This window comes from Actinoplanes octamycinicus, from assembly GCF_014205225.1.
GTDB lineage: Bacteria > Actinomycetota > Actinomycetes > Mycobacteriales > Micromonosporaceae > Actinoplanes > Actinoplanes octamycinicus.
In genome coordinates, this window is record NZ_JACHNB010000001.1 from 2,430,068 (window position 1) to 2,454,088 (window position 24,021).

Annotated in this window: 18 protein-coding genes and 1 riboswitch; of the genes, 11 read left to right on the top strand and 7 right to left on the bottom strand. The window is 72.0% G+C overall.

Annotated elements, in window-relative coordinates:
* The first annotated feature begins 8 nt into the window (after positions 1-8).
* Positions 9-347, top strand: coding sequence for a YybH family protein (locus tag BJY16_RS10930; protein ID WP_203759176.1), 339 nt, complete (start codon positions 9-11; stop codon positions 345-347).
* A 2-nt stretch (positions 348-349) separates the two neighbouring features.
* On the opposite strand, the gene BJY16_RS10935 is transcribed toward BJY16_RS10930, so the two are convergent.
* Positions 350-994, bottom strand: a complete 645-nt coding sequence (locus BJY16_RS10935; RefSeq protein ID WP_185039299.1) for a LysM peptidoglycan-binding domain-containing protein — start codon at positions 992-994, stop codon at positions 350-352.
* A riboswitch (cyclic di-AMP (ydaO/yuaA leader) is annotated at positions 994-1,168 on the bottom strand. It overlaps the preceding gene by 1 nt.
* Positions 1,169-1,509: 341 nt before the next feature.
* Here BJY16_RS10935 and BJY16_RS10940 point away from each other — a divergent pair.
* The 5 genes from BJY16_RS10940 to BJY16_RS10960 all read left to right on the top strand — a co-directional run bounded on the left by BJY16_RS10940 (position 1,510) and on the right by BJY16_RS10960 (position 6,423).
* Positions 1,510-2,748 carry a saccharopine dehydrogenase family protein gene (locus BJY16_RS10940; protein WP_185039301.1) on the top strand — a complete coding sequence of 413 codons (1,239 nt, stop codon included), beginning with the start codon at positions 1,510-1,512 and terminating at the stop codon, positions 2,746-2,748.
* A 273-nt stretch (positions 2,749-3,021) separates the two neighbouring features.
* Positions 3,022-3,765 (top strand): class I SAM-dependent methyltransferase, encoded by a 744-nt coding sequence (locus BJY16_RS10945; RefSeq protein ID WP_185039302.1) that lies wholly within the window; start codon positions 3,022-3,024, stop codon positions 3,763-3,765.
* A 361-nt stretch (positions 3,766-4,126) separates the two neighbouring features.
* Positions 4,127-4,645, top strand: coding sequence for a GNAT family N-acetyltransferase (locus BJY16_RS10950; RefSeq protein WP_239177843.1), 519 nt, complete (start codon positions 4,127-4,129; stop codon positions 4,643-4,645).
* Positions 4,646-4,723: 78 nt separating this feature from the next.
* A complete protein-coding gene (locus BJY16_RS10955) occupies positions 4,724-5,821 on the top strand; it encodes a DNA glycosylase AlkZ-like family protein (RefSeq protein WP_185039306.1) in 1,098 nt (365 codons plus the stop codon).
* Complete coding sequence (locus tag BJY16_RS10960; protein ID WP_185039308.1) at positions 5,818-6,423, top strand: hypothetical protein; 606 nt, start codon at positions 5,818-5,820, stop codon at positions 6,421-6,423. The genes BJY16_RS10955 and BJY16_RS10960 overlap by 4 nt, the downstream gene beginning before the upstream one ends.
* A gap of 535 nt (positions 6,424-6,958) precedes the next feature.
* Here BJY16_RS10960 and BJY16_RS10965 read toward each other — a convergent pair.
* Positions 6,959-7,234 (bottom strand): DUF3040 domain-containing protein, encoded by a 276-nt coding sequence (locus BJY16_RS10965; protein ID WP_185039310.1) that lies wholly within the window; start codon positions 7,232-7,234, stop codon positions 6,959-6,961.
* Between the two features lie 499 nt (positions 7,235-7,733).
* Positions 7,734-8,957 carry a bifunctional glycosyltransferase family 2/GtrA family protein gene (locus BJY16_RS10970; RefSeq protein WP_185039312.1) on the bottom strand — a complete coding sequence of 408 codons (1,224 nt, stop codon included), beginning with the start codon at positions 8,955-8,957 and terminating at the stop codon, positions 7,734-7,736.
* A 118-nt stretch (positions 8,958-9,075) separates the two neighbouring features.
* Here BJY16_RS10970 and fxsA point away from each other — a divergent pair, with 118 nt between their 5' ends.
* The 5 genes from fxsA (at position 9,076) to BJY16_RS10995 (ending at position 15,348) form a co-directional block, all read left to right on the top strand.
* Entirely contained in the window at positions 9,076-9,300 is a 225-nt protein-coding gene (fxsA, locus tag BJY16_RS10975) for an FxSxx-COOH cyclophane-containing RiPP peptide (protein WP_185039314.1), read from the top strand.
* Positions 9,301-9,712: 412 nt separating this feature from the next.
* Positions 9,713-12,628 carry an FxSxx-COOH system tetratricopeptide repeat protein gene (gene fxsT, locus BJY16_RS10980; protein WP_185039316.1) on the top strand — a complete coding sequence of 972 codons (2,916 nt, stop codon included), beginning with the start codon at positions 9,713-9,715 and terminating at the stop codon, positions 12,626-12,628.
* A gap of 23 nt (positions 12,629-12,651) precedes the next feature.
* Positions 12,652-12,861 (top strand): FxSxx-COOH-like cyclophane-containing RiPP peptide, encoded by a 210-nt coding sequence (locus BJY16_RS10985; protein WP_185039318.1) that lies wholly within the window; start codon positions 12,652-12,654, stop codon positions 12,859-12,861.
* Positions 12,842-14,089, top strand: a complete 1,248-nt coding sequence (locus BJY16_RS10990; protein WP_185039319.1) for an FxsB family cyclophane-forming radical SAM/SPASM peptide maturase — start codon at positions 12,842-12,844, stop codon at positions 14,087-14,089. Before BJY16_RS10985 ends, BJY16_RS10990 begins: the two co-directional genes overlap by 20 nt.
* Positions 14,086-15,348, top strand: coding sequence for an HEXXH motif domain-containing protein (locus BJY16_RS10995; protein ID WP_185039320.1), 1,263 nt, complete (start codon positions 14,086-14,088; stop codon positions 15,346-15,348). The genes BJY16_RS10990 and BJY16_RS10995 overlap by 4 nt, the downstream gene beginning before the upstream one ends.
* A 262-nt stretch (positions 15,349-15,610) precedes the next feature.
* Here the strand turns inward: BJY16_RS10995 and fxsT (BJY16_RS11000) are convergent, their stop codons facing one another.
* The 4 genes from fxsT (BJY16_RS11000) to BJY16_RS11015 all read right to left on the bottom strand — a co-directional run bounded on the left by fxsT (BJY16_RS11000) (position 15,611) and on the right by BJY16_RS11015 (position 24,019).
* The gene (gene fxsT / locus BJY16_RS11000; protein WP_185039321.1) at positions 15,611-18,838 is read right to left on the bottom strand and encodes an FxSxx-COOH system tetratricopeptide repeat protein; all 3,228 of its coding nucleotides are present in this window, start codon (positions 18,836-18,838) and stop codon (positions 15,611-15,613) included.
* A 153-nt stretch (positions 18,839-18,991) separates the two neighbouring features.
* Positions 18,992-21,031, bottom strand: a complete 2,040-nt coding sequence (locus BJY16_RS11005) for an ArnT family glycosyltransferase (protein ID WP_185039322.1) — start codon at positions 21,029-21,031, stop codon at positions 18,992-18,994.
* A gap of 130 nt (positions 21,032-21,161) precedes the next feature.
* Positions 21,162-22,226, bottom strand: a complete 1,065-nt coding sequence (locus BJY16_RS11010; protein ID WP_185039324.1) for a 3-deoxy-7-phosphoheptulonate synthase — start codon at positions 22,224-22,226, stop codon at positions 21,162-21,164.
* Positions 22,227-22,429: 203 nt separating this feature from the next.
* Entirely contained in the window at positions 22,430-24,019 is a 1,590-nt protein-coding gene (locus tag BJY16_RS11015; protein WP_185039326.1) for a sensor histidine kinase, read from the bottom strand.
* Positions 24,020-24,021: the final 2 nt, after the last annotated feature.

Below are 24,021 nucleotides of genomic sequence, written 5' to 3' on the forward strand. Positions count from 1 at the left end.
AGAAAGCAATGCACCCGGAGGACTTGACCCGTTTGTTCGTCGAGCGCGCCAATGCGAAAGACGCCGAGGGCCTGGCCCTGCTGTATGAGGAGGATGCCGTGATGGCCTATCCGCCCGGCAGCGAAACGGTCGGCCGCGCCGCGATCCAGAAACTCTGGGCCGAGCTGCTGCCGACAATGCCGGCCTTCGAGCCCGAGACGCCGCTGCCCACGCTGATCAGCGGCGACCTGGCCCTCACCTCGACCCCGCCGAGAGACGGGGCCGGGGCTCGGGCACAGGTCGTCCGCCGACAGCCTGATGGTTCGTGGTTGCGGGTGCTCGACCACCCGGAGCTGGGCCGGGCCTGACCTCAGATGGCCAGGCGCTGACCGACCCGGAGACGGTTCGGGCTGCTCAGCCGGCTCGCGTTGGCGCGGTAAAGCGCCTTCCAGCCGCCCTTGACGTGGTAACGCGTGGCGATGCCGGAAAGGGTGTCGCCGCGCTTCACCACGTAGGTCCGGGTCGCCTTCAGCGGCGTGGTGTAAGACGCCAGTCGGTACGGGCTCGCCGAGGTGCTCTTCCGCGCCTTGGTGAGACCGCGCCGGCCGCAGGTGGGCCAGGCGCCGATGCCCTGGTTGCGGAGCACCCGCTCGGCGACCACGATCTGCTCGCTCTTGGAGGCGAGGTTGGCCGTGGAGCCGTATTTCCCGCCGCCGTGCGCCCGCCAGGTGCTGCGGCTGAACTGCAGACCGCCGTAATAGCCGTTCCCGGTGTTGATCCTCCAGTTCCCACCGGATTCGCACTTGGCCACGGCGTCCCAGTTCACGTTGGGGGCGGCGCTGGCCGGCGAGGCTTCGACGGCGAGGAGGCCGACGGCGCCGGCCAGCCCCGCCACGGCGAGGCCGAGAGTGCGCTGGAGCTTGCTGCGGGTGGTCTGCGCGGGCCGATTGTGGGCGCGCGGGGACTGGGCTCGCCGGGACAGGACACGACGAACCCGCTGGTTCAGGTGAAGCATGAAGTTTTCCTCCACGCCTGCGAGGTGAGCTGTCGGGTTCGGGCCGAGGAGCCCGGCCGCGTCAAGCGCGGCTTCACCCCGAGGCGCACTCCGGAGAGCGCGCCGAGGAACTGTGGGTCCCCCGCTCCATGCCTGTGGGTTGTTGACCGTGACCAGCAGGCAGGACTCGGCGTTCCGGCCACGGTGTCCGCGTTGTGCGGACTGCCGACGGTAGCCACCGCTTCACGGAACCGACCAGGTCCGGAAGCGGGGCCGGTGACTTTGTTCTCACAAATTAGCCGCTTTGATCTTCCTTTGTGTGAATAACACCGCGAGTTCTCGAGTCCCGCCAGGACTTGCCACCACCGTGGTCCGCCAGGCGAGGGAAAGCCGGTGAGAGGACGATTGGCAACGTCCGGAGTGGGTAAAGGAAGACTGCTTTTTGGAGTTTCGCCTTGCTGTTTTGCCTGCATGCCGCGATCTTTGTTACCGATGGGTTGCGTACGAGCCCGGCATAGGGTGCACAATCTCCGACCATGAGCGATCTCACCCGCGACTTCGACGTCGTCCTCTACGGCGCGTCCGGCTTCGTCGGCGCCCTGGTGGCGAAACACCTCGCCGGATACGCGCCGGCCGGCACCCGCATCGCCCTGGCCGGACGCTCCGCGGCGAAACTCGCCGACGTCAAGTCCCGGCTGAAGGTCGACTGGCCGGTTCTGATCGCCGACGCCGGCGACGCGGAGGCGCTGGCCGCGGTGGCCGGCCGGACCCGCGTGGTGATCACCACGGTGGGGCCGTACGCGAAGTACGGTCGTCCGCTCGCGCACGCCTGCGCCGCGGCCGGCACCGACTATGTCGATCTGACCGGTGAGGTGCTGTTCGCCCGGGACAGCATCGACGAGAACCATGAGCTCGCTCGCAGCACCGGTGCGCGGATCATCCACTCGTGCGGCTTCGACTCCATTCCGTCCGACCTCGGCGTGCACGTGCTGCACCAGCAGGTCGAGCGGGACGGCGCGGGGGAACTCACCGACACGACGCTGGTGGTGACCAGCATGTCCGGCGGCATCAGCGGCGGGACGATCGACTCGATGCGCAACCAGGTGGACGTGCTCAAACAGAAGCCGGAGCTGCGCAAGGTGGCGGGCAGTCCGTATTCGCTCAGCCCGGATCGGCACGCCGAGCCGAAACTGGGTCGGCAGAGTGACATGGACACGCTGGTCGCCTCCGAAGTGGACCCGTCGTTGCGGGGGCGGCTCGCGCCGTTCGTCATGGCGTCCTACAACACCCGGGTGGTGCGGCGGAGCAACGCGCTGCGGGGCTGGGCGTACGGTCGCGAATTCAAGTACCGCGAGGCGATGAGCGTCGGGGCGTCACCGATCGCGCCGCTCGTGGCGATCGGCACGAAACTCGGCCTCGGGGCGCTGGTCGTCGGGCTGGCGTTGCCGCCGACGCGCTACCTGCTGGACCGGGTCCTGCCGAAACCGGGGGAGGGGCCGAGCGAGAAGGTCCAGCAGAACGGGCATTTCACCATGGACATCTTCACGACCACCTCGACCGGGGCGCGGTACACGGCTCGCTTCCGGGCCAAAGGTGACCCGGGGTATGCGGCCACCGCGGTCATGCTGGGGGAGTCGGCGCTGGCGCTCGTGCTGGACCGGGATGCGCTCCCGGAGTCCGATGGTGGTGTGCTGACGCCGGCCACCGGCCTTGGCGACGCGCTGGTCACCCGGCTGCGCGCGGCCGGCTTCGAGATCTCGGCGCGGAAGGCGTAGCTTTCCTCGACCGTTCGACCGTTCGACCGTTCGGCCGTTCGGCCGTTCGACCGTTCGGCCGTTCGCCCGGTGGACGGTCCGGGCGGGGAGGGCCATGCGAAGGCCGTCAGGCTTGATACCTCCGCATGGCCCTCCCCGCCCGGACCTTGCCTGGTCACCGGGGGTGCCGCGGCTTTTGGAGATCGGCCGCTTCACTTTCCGTTGTCCCGGGCGGCACGATCAACCCATGACATCCCTTTTCGGTACGCCCTCCGCTCGCTCCGAGCGGCCGCTATGACCCCGGCTGAGGAGTTCGCGGCGTCGTCTCGCTCGGACGGCGGCGGTATCGGCTCGGGTGAGGCGGACGCGCAGTCGTCTCGCTCGGACGGCGGCGGTATCGGCTCGGGTGAGGCGGGCGCGCAGTCGTCTCACGAGGGTGGAGTGCCGGCGGATCATCCCTTGCACGGGGAGGGGCATTGGGCTGACTACAACGCTGGGCAGGGGGACCGGGAGGTTCGCGAGACGTTCCGGCTGGCGGTGGAGTTGGCGGGGGCGGGCAGCGGGCGTACCGCTGTTGACCTTGGCTGTGGGGCTGGGCGGGAGACCCGGGCGCTGCTCGAAGGTGGCTGGGAAGTGCATGCCTATGACAGCGATGCCAGCATGCTCGCGGCTGTTGATCGGGGGAACCCCCGGCTGAACGCTCACCTGCTCTCCTTCGAGCAGATCACCGAACTGCCTCGGGCTGACCTGATCTATGCCGGGTACTCGCTGCCGTACCAGAATCGCGCATCGTTCGATCGATTGTGGACGCTGGTCCGGGCGGCGCTGGCGCCGGGTGGTCTGCTGGCGGTGGATCTGTTCGGTGTGCGCGATGCCTGGGCGGGGAACTCGGACTGGACCTTTTTGACCGCTGCAGAGGCCTCCGGGCTGGCGGCCGGGCTGAAGGTTGAGCACTGGCGTGAAGAGGACGAGGTGGGGCCGGCATTCAGCGGGCCCAAGCACTGGCACGTCTTCGAGCTGATCGCTCGTCGGGTTTGAGCCGCTTGGTCGGTCGGGCGTCGGTTGCTTGCTCGTGTGGGGCTGGGCCGCTCGGTCGTTCGGGCGTGGGCTGCTTGCTCGTGGGGGCCTGGGCCGCTTGGTCGTGCCGGCGTCGCTTGCTTGCTCGCGTGGGGCTGGGCCGCTTGTTCGTTCGGGGCGCGGCTGTGGGGAGTGCGATCGGTAATCCGACGGATGGGCGGTCGAGAATTTGCGGGCCGAGGTGTCGATCGCCACTAGCCGCATACGGGTCCTTATGGGCAGGATTCGAAAGGTGACCGTCAGCCCGCTGCCGTATCCGCTGAGCTTGGCGGGCAATGGGATTGTGCTGCGCGAATGGCGGCCGGACGATCTGGAAGATCTGGTGGCATTGCTGGATGAGCCAGACATCGCTCGGTGGACGCCGATGCCGTCGCCGTTCGATGTGGAGGCGGGGCTGGCCTATCTGAAGCGGGCCCGGCAGGGGCGGCTGACCGGGCGGCGGATCCAGCTGGCGATCACCACGGACGGGGCGGCGCCGCTCGGTGAGGTGCTGCTCTTCGGGGTCAACCCGACGCTGCGCGAGGCGGAGCTGGGCTATCTGGTCGGTGCGCACTATCGGCGGCGGGGCCTGGCCGCGGCCGCCTTGTCGCTGCTGACCGACTATGCCTGCGGGACGTTGCGGCTGAGCCGGCTGCTGCTGCGGATCGACCCGGGAAACTCGGCGAGCACCGCGGTGGCGCGGCGGTGCGGATACCGGCTGACCGGTGAGCCGCCGATCCCGCAGGAGGGGCCCTATGGCCCGACCAGCCTGGACACCTGGGAGTACGTGGAGGGCCTGCCGGGCGCCCGCCGCGAACGCCTGAGAAATGTCGCATCCCGGCGGTACGGTCGTCGCACCTGACCGACGGGTGGGCGATCATCGCACCTGATCAAAGGCGGAGTGGTCGTCGCATCCGCACCCATGACGGAGGTGGGACGAGTGATCGAGGTGGATCGGGCGCAGGCGCTGGCCTTCCGGCTCGGCGCGCTGGGGCTCACCGAGCGGGTCGATGCCCGGCCGGCCGACCTGCCGGTGCTGGACCTGGGCGTGCAGGAGTACACGGCGGGTTCCACGCACGTCGCCTTGGCCGCCCGCACCAGCGCCGAGCTGGAGGACGACCGGCTGGTCGCCGTCTGGGCGGCCCGGGGCGCGCCGCACCTGCACCGGCGGACCAATGTGCTCGCACTGACCGCCCAGTTGTGGCCGTTCAGCGACGCGGACGCGGCAGCGCGGATCAAGAGCGGGCAGATTCCGGACGGGTCCCGGCTCGGCATCGAGGCGCTGCGGGTCACCGCGGAGGCGTTCCGTGCGGTGGTGCGCGAGCCGATGCCGCGTGGCGAGGCGAGCACCGAGGTGAGCAAGCGGGTGCCCGCCGAGCTGACCTTCGACTGCAAGGGCTGCCAGGCGCGACACATCGCCGGGAATATCTGGCAGCAGGCCGGGCTGGCCGGCGGGGTGCAGGTGCTGTCCCGGGGCCGGGATGCGATGCTCGGGCCGCTCGATCCGCCGGTGCCGCCGCTGCCCGAGGCGAACCAGGGCATCGCCGACCTGATCACCACCTATCTGCGGTTCCTCGGTCCGGCCGGTCCGGCCGAGGTGGCGAAATATCTGATGAGCACGACCGCCGAGATCCGGTCGCGATGGCCGGCCGACCTGGTGGAGGTTCGCGTCGACGGGCGGAAGGCATGGGTGCCGGCCGACCGGGTGTCCGCGCTGGAGTCGGCGGCGACGCCACGCGGGGTGCGGCTGCTGCCGGCGATGGACCCGCTGCTGCAGAGCCGTGACCGGGATCTGCTGGTGCCCGAGCGGGAGCGGCAGAAAGAGGTGTGGCGGACGCTCGGCAACCCGGGCGTGGTGCTGCTCGACGGGGAGATCGCCGGGGTGTGGCGGCCGCGGATGGCCGGGAAGAAGCGGGTGGAGCTGACGGTGACCGGCTTCGTGCCGTTCGGGGCGGCGCAGCGCGAGCAGATCGAGACGGAGGCCACCGTGGTCGCGCGGGCCCGGGGCGTCCCGGCGGCGACTACGGTGTTCGAGTGAGCACGATCGGTTTCCTGCACACCGCCGAGGTGCACGTCGGGACGTTCGGTGACCTGGTCGCCGAGGTGGCGCCCGGGTGGTCGGATCGGCACCTGGTCGACCCGAGCCTGCTCGCCGACGCGCGCGCCGGGCTCCCGGTTGAGGAGCGGGTGCGGGCCCGGCTGGCCGAGCTGGCCGGCACCGGGGTCGACGTGATCGTCTGCACCTGCTCGACGATCGGCCCGGAGGCGGAGCGGGCCGGCGTGGTCCGCGGCGACCGGCCGATGGCGCGGGCCGCGGTCGAGGCCGCGGGCGGCGGGCGGATCGCCGTGGCGTTCTCGGTGGCGTCCACCATGGAGCCGACGACCGCGCTGCTCCGCGACGAGGACCCGGCGGCTGAGCTGGTGCTGGTCCCGTGCCTGGAGGCGTGGCCGTTCTTCGAGGCCGGCGACCTGGACCGCTATCACGAGGTGGTCGCCGACCGGCTGCGCGAGGTCGACGCCGAGGTCATCGTGCTGGCCCAGCCCAGCCTCGCCCCGGTCGCCGAGCTGCTGCCCGGCCGGTTGGTGCTCTCCAGCCCCCGAGCCGCGGTCCTGGCCGCGACCACCTCCGGCGTCCGCTGACAGCTGCGCTGCGCCGGCGGTGCGCTGCGGTGACGGCGCGCTGCGGCGGTGCGCGTGGTGACGGTGCGCTGCGGCGGTGCGCCGTGGTGGCGGTGCGCTGCGGTGACGGTGCGCTGCGGCGGTGCGCCGTGGCGGCGGTGCGCTGCGGCGGTGGTGGTCGTGGTGGTGTGTGTTGCGCTGCGCTGGTGGTGCGCTGCGGCGACGGCGCGCAGCGGTCGTGGGACGCGGCGATGGTGGGACGCGGCGATGGTGCGGGCGCGTGGGAATTGGCGGGGGTGGACGAGATCGAGCCCGCGCCGTGCCGGGCGCGGGCTCGATGGGTGGAGTGGCTTGAGGGGCGCGGTGACCTGGGGTCAGGGACGCGCGGTGGGGCAGTGGGCGCCGGCTTTCAGTGGGGTGGGCTGTCAGCGGGTGCAGGATTTCAGCAGGGTGGGCTCTTTGCGGTCGCGGGTTTTCAGCGAGCGTGGGCTTCCAACGGTCGCGGGCTGGCAGCGGGGCGGCTTTCAGCGGGCTTGGGCTGGCAGCGGGTGGGCGGTCAGCGGGTGCGGAATTTGTGGAGGCGGTAGCTGGCGGCGATGGCGGTGACGACGCCCCAGACGGCGACGATCAGGGCGGCGATCCACCAGCCGACGGCGCCGAGGACGATCGCGGCGACGGCGATCACGGCGGCGACGATGAAGAGGGCTAACGGCGGCCTGGGGGTCGGCACGCTGAAGTTGCCGCCGCCCATCCGGGCACAGAAGTCCGGGTCGTCGCGCCGGAGCTGCCGCTCCAGCTGTGCCAGCCGTCGGCTGTCCTCTTTGCTGAGCATGTTTGCTACCTTCCGGTCCGCCGCGCCGGTGAAGCAAGGATCGAGAGTCGGCTATCCCGATCAAAGCCCATTGTTACCTCTGAGTTGCCTCGGTGATACGTCTGCGTGTGCCGAATTTTCCGGCCGAACTACCCGTGCGCGGGGGCGACCCGCCCACTGGGTGAGATGACTGGAAAGGTGGTGGTGACCGGTACAACGGCTTTGCCGCCTTTCGATGACGGCGCGAACAGTCCGAAAGCCGTCCCGCATTTCGGACCCTTCGGGTCAGATGACGATAGAAACGGCACCGATGTGGGCGGACTGAAGTGCGTGGCGCCCGTGCTTACGGAAGCCACGATCCGGTGGATGGCCGCTATCGCCCGGCACCGCGGCGGCGGCGAGCCCATCGCCCGGCACCGCGGCGGCGGCGAGCAGGGCGTGGATGCAGGCGGCGGTGATCGGCGAGGAAAGGCGGCTCGTCGGCCTACCTATTGACCGGATTTCCCAATTTTGTGGACATTCAACGGCGAGAGCCGCGGAACACCCAGATCCGCAACATCAGGAAGCGGACCGCGGTAGCCACCAGATTGGCCAGCACCAGCACGGCCAGCTCGACGAAGCGGGACGGCTGGGTGGCCGCCGCGTCGAGCACGGCCAGCGAGCCGCTGGTCAGCGCCAGCCCGATGCCGAAGACCACCAGGCCCTGCGCCTGATGCCGGAGCGCGCCGTCGCCGCCGCGTACCCCGAAGGTGAGCCGGCGGTTGGCCGCGGTGTTCGCCACCGCCGTGACCAGCAACGCCACCAGGTTGGCCGATTGCGGTCCGAGGCCGACCCGGAGCAGCGCGTAGAGCGCCAGGTAGGCGAGCGTGCTGGCGACACCGACCCCGGCGAACCGGATCAGCTGTCCGGTCAGCCCGGCCGGCACCCCGTCGACCGGCAGCGGGTTGCGCCCGAGCTGCTCGCGCAGGGCGGCCAGCGGCAGCCGGCCGGTGCTCAGCGCGCGGGTGATCCGGACGATGCCCCTCAGGTCGGCGACCGCGGTGGCCACGATGTCCACCCGGCTGTCCGGATCGTCCACCCAGTCCACCGGGACCTCGTGGATGCGCAGCCCGGCCCGCTCGGCCAGGACCAGCATCTCGGTGTCGAAGAACCAGCCGGTGTCCTCCACCATCGGCAGCAGCCGGCGCGCCACCTCGGCACGGATCGCCTTGAAGCCACACTGCGCGTCGGAGAACCGGGCGGCCATGGTCGTACGCAGAATGAGGTTGTAGCCGCGCGAGATGAACTCGCGCTTCGCGCCCCGGACCACCCGCGAACCGCGCGCCAGCCGGGATCCGATCGCCAGATCGGAGTGTCCCGAGATCAGCGGCGCGACCAGCGGCAGCAGCGCGCCGAGGTCGGTCGACAGGTCGACGTCCATGTAGGCCAGCACGGCGGCGTCGGAGTGCGTCCAGACGTGGTTCAGCGCCCGGCCGCGGCCCTTCTGGGTCAGGTGCACCGCCTCGACCTCGGGGTACGTCGCGGCGAGGTGCCGGGCCACCGCGGCGGTCCCGTCGACGCTCGCGTTGTCGGCGATGGTGATCCGGAACGGGTACGGGACATCCGCCGTGAGATGGGCGTGCAGCCGCCGGATGCAGGGCTCGAGATCAGCCTCTTCGTTGTGGACCGGTACGACCACGTCGAGCACCGGGGCGGTGACCCGGGCCGCCCCGGCGTCCGGCGAAGGCAGCGTCGAAAGGCTCATGGAGGCCAAGTTCCGCCGCCCGGCTTTGCGTGTTGTGTGGTGAAACTGTGCACGGTCTGTGAGTCCGTGTTCCGGTGACGACTGACGGCGTGACCTTGCGAGTTGCTAGGGTGATCACGTGGAGGCTCGGTTGGTCGACGTGACCGCCATTCCGTTGGACCGGCTGATCGCTGACGACGATTCCGTGCTGGGCAACGCGTTGCGCCGATTGCTCACCGATGTCGACGGAGCCGGTGACATCCTCGCCGCCTTCGACAACTTCGCGGGAGAGCCCAGCGAGCAGCCAGGGCCCGGCGTGCAGCGAGAGCCGGGCGTGCAGCCAGAGCCGGGCGTGCGGGGATAGCCTGGCGTGCCAGCTGAGCCGGAAATGCCGCCGGTCCGGAGTGGTAACACCGCTCGTTGACGGAGCTGTCCGGCGCGACCCGGCGCCAGCCGCCCGCGGTCGCCGCGAGACCGGCGATCGCCTGCAGCGTCGACTCGCCGGTGAGCCGGTCCGTCATAATCAGAATGAAGATCGTGACCAGAACCGCGATGAACGCGAACTCGTTAGCGGTGCGATCGATCAGGGCCCATTGGTGATCACGCATTGCCGTCCTCCGATGATCCGTTTCCTGATCCCATCGTCCGGCTGCCGGAATGTCGGAGAACGCAGTCTGGCAGTCATCGCCATAACTTGACGGTTGGCGTACGCGCCACCTCGTGGAATTCTGTCTGACACAACTTGACGAATTTTGTCGGCGTCAGGAGCGTGACTCGTGGCGGTACAGATGCCCGGACCCGATCAATTGTCGCCCGGCCCATTACGTGATCTGGTCTCCGCCCTGCACGAGCTCTACCGGGACGCCGGCAAACCGGGGGTGCGGGTGATCAGCACCGACATCAAGAACCGTCAGGATCTCCGGGACACGGTCAGCCACGAGACGGTCAGCGCCATGCTCCGCGGCGAGGGGCTGCCCAAGTGGATGAAGCTGGAATGCGTGGTGCGGGTGCTCGCCGCCCGGTCGGTCGAGCGGCCGGAGCCGGACGAGGTGGTCCGCCGGTTCCTGCGGCACTGGCTGACCGCCTCGGACGACCCGGACTCGGCGAACCGGGTCCGGGCGGCCGCGCCCAGCGAGGACTTCGTGGCGCCGCCCGTCCAGGAACCGTCCGAAACCGTCAAGTCGGCCGCCCAGGCGCCGAACCTGCCCGCCCGCAACACCGACTTCACCGGCCGGGACCTGCTGCTCGACGAGGTCCGCCGGCGGCTCGCGGCGGAGACCTCGTTCCCGGTGATCCTCTACGGCCTGGGCGGCACCGGGAAGACCCAGCTGGCCGCCGAGTACGTGCACCGCTGGGGCGCCGCCGAGCGGGAGGTGGTCTGGTGGGTGGGCGCCGAGGACCCGACCGTGGCCCGGATCGCGCTGGCCGCCCTGGGTGAGCGGCTCGGCCTGCCGGCCAACCGGGACCTGCGGCAGACCGTGCAGTCGGTGATCGGCGAGCTGGAGCGCGGCCGGGTCTCCTGGCTGCTGGTCTTCGACAACGCCGAGATGTCCGAGGACCTGCTCGGCCTGCTGCCCTCGCCGGCCCGGGGCCAGGTGCTGCTCACCTCCCGGGACCCGAACTGGGCGAGCATCGGCGCGGCGATCGAGGTGCCGCCGTTCGACCGGGCGGAGAGCATCCAGTTCCTGCGCCGGCGCGGCCGGGACATCGTCGGGGCGGACGCCGACCGGCTCGCCGACCGCCTCGGCGACCTGCCGCTGGCCCTGGAGCAGGTCGCCGCGGTGCAGGCCGCGACCGGGATGGCGCCGGCCGAGCTGATGCAGCTCTTCGACGAGCACATGCAGGAGCTGCTGGCCACCGGGCGGCCGCAGCACTACACCAACACGGTGGTGGCGTTCGTCCGGATCGCGGTGGACCGGCTGCGGGTACGGGCGCCGGCCGCGGCGTACCTCTTCGAGCTCTTCGCGCACCTGGGCGCCGAGCCGGTCTCCGTGTCGCTGCTGCAGAGCGGGGCCGGCGTGCAGGTGTCCGCGCCGCTGGCCCGGGCGCTCAACGACCCGATCCAGATGGGCCGCAGCGTCCAGACGCTGCGCCGGTTCGGGCTGGCGCGGCTGGAGCAGGGCACCCAGCGGATCGCGGTGCACCGGCTGGTGCAGGTGGCGCTGCGGGTGGCGCTGGACGAGGCGGCGCTGGAGCGCGGGCGGGCGAACCTGGCGTACCTGCTGGCCCAGGCGAACCCGGGTTCGCCGGACGACGTACGGACCTGGGACCTGCACGCCGAGATCGCCCCGCACGTGGTGCCGGCCGGCCTGATCGAGGCCGGCCACCCACCAGCCCGGGACCTGGTCGTCGACCAGGTCCGTTACCTCTACCGGGTCGGTGACTACGCCGGCAGCCTGCGGCTGGGTGACCTGGCGCTGGCCGCGTGGCGCGAGACGGACCGCCCGGACGTGTCCCAGGCGCTGGAGGAGCTGGCCATGCGGGTCACCTTCCAGCGCACCGAGACGCTGCGCGCGCTGGGCCGCTACGACGAGTCCCGGGCGCTGAGCGTCGAGTCGTGGAACCGGCTGCGGGACAGCCCCGACTACGGGCCGGGACACGAGTTCACCGTGCGCGCCGCCCGGACCGTCGCCGCCCACGACCGGATCTACGGCGCCTACGCCGACGCGCTGCGGGTCGACCAGGAGACGCTGGAGCACTGCCGGGCCACCACGCTGCCGGCCGGCGAGAAGGACGAGCTGATCCTGCACCAGATGAACAACGTCGCGGTGAACCTGCGGCTGCTCGGCGACTTCCGGCAGGCCTTCGCGATCGACGAGGAGGTGCTGCGCCGGCGGCGGGACCGGTTCGGCGACCGGGACAGCCGGACCCTGCTGTCGGTCAGCAACCTGGCCCGCGACCATCTCGGGCTGGGCCACTTCCAGCAGGCGCTGGAGCTGCAGCAGGAGTGGCTGCCGGCGTACCGGGCGCGGGTCGGGGCGCGGCACCACCACGTGCTGATGAGCGCCCGGACGGTCGCGGTCGCGCTGCGCAAGCTGGGGCGCTATCCGGAGGCGCTGGCCGCGGCCCGGGAGGGGTACGAGGCCAGCCAGGCCCACTTCGGGCCGGACCACGAGCACACCCTGGCCGCCATGATGACCCTGGCGAACGCCAGTTACGCCGCCGCGCTGGCCGACAACCAGCGGCCGGACGAGGCCAAGGAACTGGCCCGGCTGGCCGTCGCGCGGTACCGGCGGATCTTCGGGGCGGAGAACCCGGCGACCCTGGCGGCCGAGGTGAACCACGCGATCATCCTGCGGGCGCTGGGAGACCCGCGGGCACTCGACATGGATCGGATTACCCTGTCCGAGTTACAGGAGCGGCTCGGCGACGAGCATCCCTACACGCTGTGCGCGGCGGCCAACTACGCCCTCGACTTGTCGCTCGGCCAGGCAGACGACGCCCGTGACCTGCTGGAACGTACGCTGGAAGCGTCCCGCCGGGTGCGCGGTGAGCAGCATCCGGACACCCTCGCGTGCGCGATCAACTTGGCACACGAGTTGCGAAATACCGGGTCGTCCGGCAGCGCGCAGGAGCTTTTGGACTCTACACTTGGCACGCTCCGGAGGGTCCTCGGCAGAGACCATCCGAGCACCATCAACGCTGCTCGCGGTGCGACGGCCGAGTGTGACATCGAACCGCCCCCGACCTGAGCGGGGCGCCTGAGGAGGCGAGGATGGCCGCAGCGCCCGGGGCCGCCCACGATGACGGCATGCCGCTCCCGGCGCTGGTGGACGTCACCGACCTGTCGCTACGCACCCTCTGCCTCTCCACCGACTCGGTGCTGGCGCGCTCGCTGTCCGCGCTGGTCGCCGAGATGAGCGGGCGTGGCGAGGTGCTCGCCGCCTTCGGGAACTTCGCGCCCGATGATCCCGGTCCGATCTGACCCGCCGCTCCTGGCCGGCGCCGCCGAGCCGGCGTGGCCGCACCGCTTGCTCGACGTCCGGGCGCTGACCGCCGGTGGCTGGACCCCGCGGCCGTTCCGCGACTTCGTGATCAAGGTGCATCAGCGCTGCAATCTGGCCTGCGACTACTGCTACATGTACACGATGGCGGACCAGTCGTGGAAAGCCCGGCCGGCCACCATGCCGGCCGAGGTGGCCCGGGCCGCCGCCGACCGGATCGGCGCCCACGTGCGCACCCACGACCTGCGCCGGATCCGGTTCATCCTGCACGGCGGGGAGCCGCTGATGGCCGGCCGGGAGGGACTGCGGTCGATCGTCGGCACGCTGCGCTCCGCGCTGCCGGAGACCTGCGTCGCCGACGTCGGGCTGCAGACCAACGGGGTGCTGCTCGACGAGCCGATGCTGGACGAGTTGCAGGCGCTCGGGGCCACCGTCGGGGTGAGCCTGGACGGGCCGGCGGTGGCCAACGACCGGCACCGCCGGACGGTCAACGGGCGGGGCAGCTTCGCCGCGGTGGACCGGGCGCTCACCCTGCTCGGCCGGCCGGAGCGGCGCAGCGCGTACGCCGGCCTGCTCTGCACCGTCGACCCGCGCACCGATCCGGTGGCCTGCTACGAGACCCTGCTCGGCTACGCGCCGCCCGCCATCGACCTGCTCTTCCCGCACGCCAACTGGGCCGAGCCGCCGTGGCGACCGGCGCCGGACGCCACGCCGTACGCGGACTGGCTGATCGCCGTCTTCGACCGGTGGTACGGCGCCGAGCGGCAGGAGACCCGGATCCGCCTCTTCGAATCGATCATCAGCCTGCTGCTCGGCGGGGGCAGCCGCAGCGAACAGGTCGGGCTCAGCCCGGTCGCGGTCGCAGTGATCGAGACCGACGGCGCGGTGGAGCAGGAGGACTCGCTCAAGTCGGCGTACGAGGGAGCCTGCGCCACCGGCGTCAGCGTGCTCACCGACGACCTGGACGCGGCGCTGACCCACCCCGGCGTGGCGGCCCGCCAGATCGGCCGGGACGCGCTCGCCGACGACTGCCGGGCCTGCCCGCTGCACCCGGTCTGCGGGGCCGGCCACTACGCGCACCGGTTCCGCCCGGCCGACGGCTTCCGGAACCCGTCGGTCTACTGCGCCGACCTGACCCGGCTGATCACCCACATCCATCGCCGGGTCGGCGCCGACCTGGCCCGGCTGAACGGGGCCGCACCGCGATGATCCGGCCGCTCGACCTCGGCGCCACCCAGTTCACCGGGCTGGCCGGCGGTTACGGCGGCGCCGCCGCGGTGCGCGCCCTCGCCCACGCCCAGCTCAGCAAACACCTGCTGCTGATCAAGTTCGTGGTGGCCACCTGGACCGGCGACCCGGAGCCGCGGGACCGGGCGGTGGACGTGCTCACCCGGGCCCAGTCCGCCGCCCCCGAGGTGGTCGCCGACCTGCTCACCGATCCGCTGGTCGGCGCCTGGCTGGCCCGGACCACCCGGCGGCTGCGCGGGGCGGCCCGCTCGGCCACGCCGCTCGACGCCGAGTGCAACCACCTGAGCACGGTCGCCGCCGCGGCGGCCGCGCTCGCCGGCATCGACGCCGACCTGATCGGGCAGCCGATCGACGGCGGGCTGGCGCTGCCCCGGCTCGGCCGGGTGACGGTGGACCGGCCGGGACACCCGCCGGTCGCGGTGACCGTCCGGGCCGGGCGGGTCGACGTCGCGGGGGCGAGCGGGTGGGCGCCGGTGCGCCGGTTGACCGCCACCACGGCCGGGCAGCGGCTCGACGTGGTGCTGGACGACCTCGATCCGTACCGGGGCGGGCACCACGCTCCGCCGGCCGACCGGCTCGGCGAGGCCGACGTGCGGCGCTGGCAGGAGGTGTTCGCGGCCGGCTGGGCGCTGATCGCGGCGCACGACCCGGACCGCGCCGGTGAGCTGGCCGCCGGGCTGCGCACGCTGGTGCCGCTGGCCCGGCTGGACGCGCACTCGGCGCGCAGCGCGACGATCCGGGACGCGTTCGGCGCGTTCGGGCTGACCCGGCCGGCGACCGCGGCCGAGTTCGCGGTGATGCTGGTGCACGAGTTCCAGCACTCCAAGCTCTCCGGCGTGCTGGATCTGCGCCGGCTCACCGACCCGGGCGCGGCCGAGCTGCACTTCGCGCCGTGGCGGACCGACCCGCGCCCGGTCGGCGGGTTGTTCCAGGGCGTCTACGCGTTCCTCGGGATCGCCCAGCTCTGGGCGCGGCTCGCCGGTGTGCCGGGGCTGCCGGCGCAGCCGGAGTTCGCGCTGGCCCGGGAGCAGGTCCGCTGGGGGCTGGACAGCCTGGCCGGGTCGGCCGCGCTGACCGCCGACGGGCGACGGTTCGCCGCGGGGATGCGGGCCGCGCTCGACGAGCTGGCCGCGGTGCCGGTGCCGGCCGAGACGGCCCGCGAGGCGGAGGAGAAGGTCCGCGAGGTGCACGCCGGCTGGCAGGAGCGGCTGCGCTCCTAGCCGCGGTCCGTGACGCGCCCACGGTCCGGGCTGGGCCTCAGGGGTGTTTCACAGCGGTGGAGACACCCGTGAGAGCCAGCCGGGGCCGGGGGCGCGCTGCGGACCGTTACCGGCTTCGGTCTCGCGATGCGCGGGCGGGCCCGCACGACACGCGTCGCGGTCGTGCGCGGGCTGGGCATCGCGGGCCGACTGCCACGGGGCTGCCGGTCGTACCAGAAAAGGATCCGCGCGAGGGAAGCGGCATCGCGGCAGCGAGGAAGGGTCAGGTCGGGGACGGTTCCAGGTCGCACTCGGCTCGGCGGCCCCGGGCGCGGTCGACGGTGTCCGGATGCTCCGGGCCGAGCACCCGGGCCATCAGCGTCAGCGTGCGCTCCAGCAGCCGGCGGCCGGACTCGGCGTCGCCGGTGGCCATCCGGTCGAAGGCCACGTTGCCGGCGCAGGCCAGGGTGTGCGGGTGGTCCTCGCCGCGGCGGCGGTCCAGCTCGGCCAGGGTGCGCTCGGACAGCTCGCGGGCACCGGCCGAGTCGCCCTGCGCGGCCAGGTCGTTGGAGAGGTTGCTGGTGGCCCGCAGGGTGTAGGTGTGGTTGGGCCCGAACACCGCGCGGAACGTGGCGGTGGCGCGGTCGTCCAGCTCCCGCGCCCGGGTGTAGTCGCCGAGGCCGCGCATCAGCAGCGCCAGGTTGACCTCGGCGGCGACCGTGAACGGATGGTCCGGGCCGAAGTCGCGGCGGTAGAAGCCGAGCGCGGTGGTGGCCAGCTCCCGGGCCTCGCCGAACTCGCCGACCGTGCGCAACGCGTTGGCCAGGGTCATCGCCGCGGCCAGCGAGTATTCGTGGTGCGGGCCGAGCCGGGCCAGGGTGCCGTCGTAGGTCTCCTGGGCGTGCGTCACCGCCTCGGCGAACCGGCCCAGCCGGAGCAGCGCGATCGCCTGGGTGCGGGCGGCCAGCAGCGCGTAGAGGTGGTGCGGCCCGAAGCCTTTGCGCAGGTCCGGGACCACCTCGTCGACCAGGTCGAGAGCCTCCTGGTGGCGGCCCATGGCGAGCAGGTCGCGGGCGACGTTGGCCCGGCACTGCAGCGTCTGGTAGCGGTCCGGCCCGGTGCGGCTCCACTGCCGGACCAGGCCGCTGTCGATCTCGTACGCTTTCTCGACGTCCCCCAGCATCCGCAGGTTGACCGCGATGTTCTGCAGCACCCGCAGGGTGTAGAGGTCGTCGCTGCCGAACACCCGCCGGTGCCGTTCCAGGTTCTCCTGGTCGACCGTCAGCGCGCCCTGGTAGTCGCCGAGGATCCGCAGGTCGACCGCGATGCTGTTGGCGGTGACCAGGGTGTACTCGTGGTCCTCGCCGAAGTCCGGGCTGGTCCGCAACCCCTCGTAGGCCTCCCTGGCCAGCTCCCGGGCCCGGCGGCTCTCGCCGAGCGACCGCAACGCGTTCGCCAGGTGCCGGGTGGCCAGCAGGGTGAGCGCGCCGCGCGGGCCGATGTCCGGGGCGTCGCCCTCCCGCCAGACCGGCAGCGCCGCCTCGGCCAGCCGGCGGCTGCCCTCGAAGTCGCCGATCAGGTAGAGGTAGCGCATCTGGTCGAGCACCACCGAGCGGCCCTCGAAGAAGTCCGCGGCGATCAGCTGGGCCGGCAGGATGTGCGGGCCGATCTCGCCGTGCAGCGTCCACACCTCCTGCCCGTCCGGGTCGCCCGGGTTGGCGTGCGCCAGGATCCGCTGCACGTTGGCCCGGCTGCGGGCGCGCTGGTCCTCGTCGAGCCCCTCGCGCAGCACCAGCTGCATCAGCCGGTGCACCTGGATCTTGTTGTCCAGGTCGACCCGGGCCAGGCCGAGGCTGCGCAGGTCGCGGAAGGCGCGGCCCATCGCGATCGGCTGCCGCAGGGTGGTCCGCAGCGGCTCGGAGAGCGGCGCCTCCCGGGCGTTGCGCAGCAGGTTCGGGGAGAGCGGCTCGGCGCCCAGGAAGGCGAACAGCTCGAACAGCTGGGCGGTGCCCGGGCTGGACTCGCGCAGCCGCTCCACGGCCAGCGACAGGAAGGCCGCCACCGTGGTCGGGTAGTACGTCGGCTTGCCCTCGGAGAGCAACTCGCGCACGTGGTCGTCGAACAGCTGCAGGTACTGCGCGATCGGCATGCCGGTGCCGACGTGCCAGGTGGCCGCCTGCTCCAGGGCCAGCGGCAGGTCGCCGAGCTTCTCGGCGAGCCGTTGCGCGTCCGCCTCGGAGACGTCCGACGCGCGCTTGCGGATCAGCTCGATGCTCTCCCGGCGCTGGAAGACGTCCACCTCGACGGCGTCGCCCAGCCGGCCCCACTCCTGGTTCCGCGATGTGATGATCACGTGGCCGCCGGTCACCGGCACGAACCGGGCCAGCTCGTCCGGCTGGTCGGCGTTGTCGTAGACCAGCAGCCAGCGCAGCGGGGTGGAGGCCAGGGTGTCCAGCACGTTGCTGGCCATCTGCTGCAGGTTCGGGCTCTCCGGCAGGCCGAGCCGGGTGCTCAGCTCCCGCAGCGAGCCGAGCACCATGGTCGAGTGCTCGGCCGGGATCCACCAGATCAGGTCGTAGTTGCCCATGTAGCGGTAGGCGAACTCGACCGCCAGCTGCGTTTTCCCGACGCCGCCGAGGCCGTGCAGGGTCTGCGGGAGCACCGAGATCTTCGACTTGGTGAGCAGCGCCTCGTTGAGGTCGCGGAGCATCAGCTGGCGCCCGGTGAAGTCCGGGTTGCGGGCCGGGACACTTCCCCAGTACGCCGGGCGGCGCTCCTGCGGCTCGCCGTCGTCGCCGGCCGGGGGCGGCAGGATCGGAATCTTCACCGGCTCCGGCGGCCGCGGCGCCCGGGGCGGCTCGGCGGCCTCCTGCCGGTCGTGCAGGCTGAGGATGCACAGGCCGCGGGCGGTGGCCTGGCTCAGCCCCAGCCCACCGGCCACCAGGTCGATCCAGCGGTGCAGCTCGAGGGCCTGGCCGGCGTCCAGCTGGTGGGCCAGCCGGTCGACGAAGGCGAGCAGCACCGGCGCGCCGCCGACCGTGACCGGGACCGCCTCCAGCCGGTGCACCAGGGCGGCCGGCTTGCCGGCCAGCGTGGTCAGCTCCCGGGACCAGCGGCCGGCCACCGGGGCGGCGGCCACCAGCTCGGCCCGGTCCACCGCGGTGAGCAGGGTGAGCAGGGCGGCCCGGTCGTCCGGGGCGAGCAGCGACTCCCGCTCGAACGTCTCGACCAGGCGCTCCAGCTCGCGCACCGCCGGGTCGTCGCCGCTCAGGTCGTAGACCACCCGGACGAACGAGCGCAGGCCGCCGGTGCGGGCCAGCATCGCGCCGAGCAGGGACCAGGCGTCGTGCCGGGCGTCCGCGTGCCGCGGGGCGCGCAGCGGGCGGCCGAGCCGGGACTCCAGCTCGCTGACATAGCGATGGCGCTGGTCGGAATCGTGCATGCCGCGAATGCCGAGCATCGCGTCGAGCAGCCGCTGCCGGTCGTCCAGGGAGATTTGCCGATCAAGCACGTCTCGACCCTCATTCGCAGTCGACGAAACCTCATCGTACGGGAATCGGCGGCCCGCCCGAGTGCCGTCATATCGACACTGGCATTGACGGGTGTGATTCATTAATTGAATCTTGAAATGGTGCCGGGCGGCTCCGCCGTTCGCTCCGGTGGGTCAGGCGGTCAGGTCGTAGACGGTGGCGTTGCCGACGGTCTGTGCGGTGTAGTTGTCGGCCACCCAGGAGGCGATCTGGCTGCTGTCGCTGCCGCCGCCGCTCCCGGCCCCACCTCCGCCGCCGAAGCCGCCTCCGCCGATGAAGTAGTGGATCTTTCCGGCGGCCACGTACTCCTTGAACTGGGCCAGGGTGGGGGACGGGTCGGTGCCGTTGAAGCCGCCGACCGGCATCACCGGCTCCTCGGTGGCCAGCTGGTAGCCGGAGGCGTTCTGGGAGCCGACCGCGGCGGCGACCCAGGTGTACTTGTCGGCGTCCTTCTCCAGCAGGGCCTTCATCTCGGCGCTGACCGAGGCGGCGTTGAGCAGGCCGCCCATGCCGCCGCGCCCCTGACCCCCTGGGTTCCGGCCGCCGTCAGGGAAGCCGCCCTGGTTCTGGGGGCCGCCACCCGGTGCCTGGCCACCGGGGAAACCGCCGCGATTGCCACCAGGGAAGCCGCCTCGGTTGCCGCCACCGGGGAAACCGCCCCGGCCGCCGCCTGGGCCGCCGAAGCCGCCGGCCACCGCCGGCCCGGCCGACGGGATCGACCCGGTGTGCGGTTCGGAGGCGGTCTGCACCGCGTACGCCGCCGGCCCGGCCAGCGCCGTGACCAGCGCGACCACCCCGGCCACCAGGGCGATCCGGCGGGACAGCCGGAACGCGGCGACCACCGCGACCGCCGCCACCATCCCGCCCACCAGCACCGGCGTGCGCAGCCAGGGCAGGAAGTCGGAGCTGCGACCCAGCAACACGGACGACCACCACGCGGTCACCCCGATCGCCGCGCCCAGGGTCAGCGCGGCGACTGGGTTGCGCCGCCGCCCCCAGAGCAAGGTCACGCCCATGCCGATGACCGCGCCGACCGCCGGGGCCAGCGCCACCGTGTAGTACGCGTGGAAGATGCCCTGCATGAAGCTGAAGACCAGCCCGGTGACCAGCAGCCACGAGCCCCACAGCAGCAGTCCGGCGCGCCGCGGGTCGGTGCGCGGCCGGCGGGCGGTGATCACCAGGCCGGCGGCCAGCACGATCAGCGCGGCCGGCAGCAGCCAGGAGATCTGACCGCCCTGCGCGCTCTCGAAGAGCCGGCCCCAGCCGGTCGAGCCCCACATGCCACCGCCGTTGCCGCCCCGGCCGCCGCCGCCGACGCTGCCGGTCTCCTCGCCGTTGAGCCGGCCCAGGCCGTTGTAGCCCAGGGTGAGTTCCAGCAGGCTGTTGTTCTGCGAGCCGCCGATGTACGGCCGGGCCGAGGCGGGCACCAGCTCGACGATCGCGATGTACCACCCGGCCGAGACGATCAGCGCGCCCAGCGAGAGCAGCAACTGCCCGATCCGTTTGCCGAGCTTCGGCGGGCCGGCGATCAGGTAGGCCAGGCCGTAGGCCGGGACCACCAGCAGCGCCTGGAGCATCTTGGTGAGGAAGCCGAAGCCGACGAAGACCCCGGCCAGCACGATCCACTTCGTCGCGCCGTTCTCCACCGCGCGCAGGGTGGCGTAGGCGCCGGCCACCATCAGCAGCACGAGCAGGGCGTCCGGGTTGTTGAACCGGAACATCAGCACGGCGACCGGGGTCAGTGCCGAGACCGCGCCGGCGAGCAGGCCGGCGACCGGGCCGAAGCCGCGGCGCACGGTGGCGTAGAGCAGGCCGGTGGTGGCGACGCCGAGCAGCGCCTGCGGGACTAGGAGGCTCCACGAGCTGAGGCCGAACAGGCGTACCGAAATCGCCATGATCCATAGCGATGCCGGCGTCTTGTCCACGGTGATCGCGTTGGCGGCGTCGGACGAGCCGTAGAAGAACGCCTTCCAGCTGGCCGAGCCGGCCTGGGCCGCGGCCGAGTAGAACGCGTTGGCCCAGCCGGAGGCGCCGAGCCCCCAGAGGTAGAGGACCGCGGTGCCGATCAACAGGGCGAGCAGGGCCGGACGGACCCATCGGGGGTCTTTGCTGACCACCGGGGGCGTTTCACCGTCGATGACGGACAGTGAGGCGGGGGGTGCGACGGCTGTCATCGAGGTACTCCCAGAGCTGGCTGATGCGTACTCGATGAACTATTGACAGGGGCGCTGTCGCGTCCTTGTGCCGTCACTGTGCGCTCCCTGTGAGTCCCGCCGGGTGCCGGCGGGACTCACCACAGGAGGTTCAGAGCGACCGGCGCTTGGCGGACGCCGCGGCCAGCCGCTCCAGCGTCGCGACCGTGCTGTCCCAGCCCATGCACGCGTCGGTGACCGACTGGCCGTAGGTCATGTTCTCGCCCAGCTCCTGGCGGCCCGGCTCGAGGAAGCTCTCCAGCATCACGCCGCTGATCGCCCGCTGCCCGGCCTCCATCTGCCCGGCGATGTCCTCGGCCACGATCGGCTGCCGGTGGTGGTCCTTGTTGCTGTTGCCGTGCGAGCAGTCGATCACCAGGCGCTCCGGCAGACCGGCCTTGCGCAGCAGCTGCAGCGACGCCTCGACGTCCGCGGCGCTGTAGTTCGGCTTGCCGCCACCGCCGCGCAGCACCAGGTGGCAGTCCGGGTTGCCGGTGGTGTGCAGGATCGCCGGGGTGCCGGAGTAGTCGATGCCGGGGAAGACGTGCTGCGCCGCGGCGGCGTGGATCGCGTCGACCGCGGTGGCGACGCTGCCGTCCGGGCGGTTCTTCATCCCGATCGGCATCGACAGGCCGGACGAGAGCTGGCGGTGCACCTGCGACTCGACGGTCCGGGCGCCGATCGCGCCCCAGGCCACGGTGTCCGCGATGTACTGCGGGGTGATCGGGTCGAGGAACTCGACAGCCACCGGCAGACCCCGGCTGACCACCTCGAGCAGCAGCTTGCGGGCGATCCGCAGGCCGGTGCCGACGTCGCCGGAACCGTCCAGGGCCGGGTCCATGATCAGACCCTTCCAGCCGACCGTGGAGCGCGGCTTCTCGAAGTACACCCGCATCACGATCAGCAGGTCCTCGCTGAGCCGCTCGGCCTCCACCTTCAGGCGGTCGGCGTACTCGCCGGCGGCGACCGGGTCGTGCACCGAACACGGCCCGACCACGACCAGCAGGCGCTGATCTCGGCCGTTCAGCACGTCCTCGACCTGCTTGCGGCCGGCCAGCACGGTGTCGTGCAACTCGGCGGTCAGCGGCAGCTCGTGGTGCAGCAGCGCCGGGCTCATCAACGGGACGATCTTCTCGATCCGCTGGTCGCGGACGCGCTGCACCTCAGGGGCGGTCATGTCGATCTCTCTTTCTCGACCGGCCCTGTCGCGAGAGCCGGTTTGCTCGGGGGCAAACAAAAAGGCAGCGACGTCGTCGCTGCCTCAGCCGGCTCTGGCGGGTGTCTCAGGTCATGCGGTCATGGCCGAGGCACCGGCGTGAGCCGGCCTCGTAAACCAATAGAACGACCATCCCTGAGACATGCCCGCCAGCATAGCCGCGCTCAGCCCACCCGGGGCAGATATGGCGTGTGATGTTCAGCAGTTGGGACGGCCGGCGCGGCGGCGGCCGGCAGCATCACGGTGAAGACGGTCTGCCCGGGCCGGCTCTGCACGCCCACCTTGCCGCCGTGCGAGGTGACCACGGCGTGCACGATCGACAGGCCGAGGCCGGTGCTCCCGGCCGCCCGGGACCGCGAGCTGTCGCCGCGGGCGAACCGCTCGAAGATGTGCGGGACCAGCTCGGCCTGGATGCCCGGACCGTTGTCGATCACCTGGAGCACGGCGGCGTTCGGCACGGTGCCGACCTTGACCGTGACGGTGGACCCCTCCGGGGTGTGCGTGCGGGCGTTGGCCAGCAGGTTCGCCAGCACCTGGTGCAGCCGGGCGCCGTCGCCGATCACGGTGACCGGCTCGTCCGGCAGGTCCAGCTGCCAGAAGTGCGCCGGGCCGGCCGCGTGCGCGTCACTGGTCGCGTCGACGGCCAGCATGGTCAGGTCGACCGGGTCCTGGGCGAGCGGGCGGCCGGCGTCCAGCCGGGCCAGCAGCAGCAGGTCCTCGACCAGCGTGGTCATCCGCTTCGCCTCGGACTCGACCCGGCCCAGCACGTGGGCCAGCTCGTCCGGGATCGGCTGGCGGCTGCGCCGGCTCAGCTCGGCGTAACCGCGGATCGCGGCCAGCGGGGTGCGCAGCTCGTGGCTGGCGTCCGCGACGAACTGGCGGACCTGCATCTCGCTGTTGTGCCGGGCCTCGAGCGCGTTGCCGACGTGGTCGAGCATCCGGTTCAGCGCCGCGCCGACCTGGCCGACCTCGGTGCGCGGGTCGGTGTCGGCCTCGGGCACTCGCTGCGCGAGTTGCACCTCGCCGCGGTCCAGGCGCAATTCCGCGACCCGGCTCGCGGTGGCCGCGACCCGATCCAGAGGCTTGAGGGTACGGCGGACGATGAGCGCCCCACCCCAGCCGGCGATGAGCAGCGACCCGAGCACGACGCATCCGGTGAAGCCGGCGACCCGGATCAGCGTGGCGTTGGCGTCCTTGAGGGGCAGCCCGACCACTACGAGATAACTGCCGGCCAGCTCGCCGCTCGGGATGGTGACCTCGGTGGCCTCGGCGCGGAACGAGCCCTCGTCACCGAGATCGACGCTGACCGCGCCATCGTCGGGAGTGACCGAGGTGAGCGCGGCGAGTGCGGTCGCGCTCAGGTCGCCGTACTCGTTGCCGCCGGGTCCGGTGGAGTCCGGCTGGAACTGGACCAGGCCACCGCCGACCTGCTGCCTCGAGGTGTCCAGGAAGAGGACGACCGAACCCTTGGTGACGTTCGGCGGAGGCTTGTTGAGAGCGAGGTAGGAGCCCCGGAACGGGTCGCCCGGTTGCCGTTTGCCGCCTCCGCCGCTCAGGGCGAATCGGGCGTCGTGCAGCTTGCTGTCAACCTGCTTGTACAGCGACTGCTTGACGTAGAACGTGGCGGTGCCGCCGACGACCAGGCCCAGGACTGCGAGCAGCGCGATCATGGTGGCGGCCAGCCGGGTGCGCAGCGGCCAGCCCGCCGGGCTCCGCCAGCGGGCGGGGCGCGGGGTCTTGTCGGCGAGGCGCATCG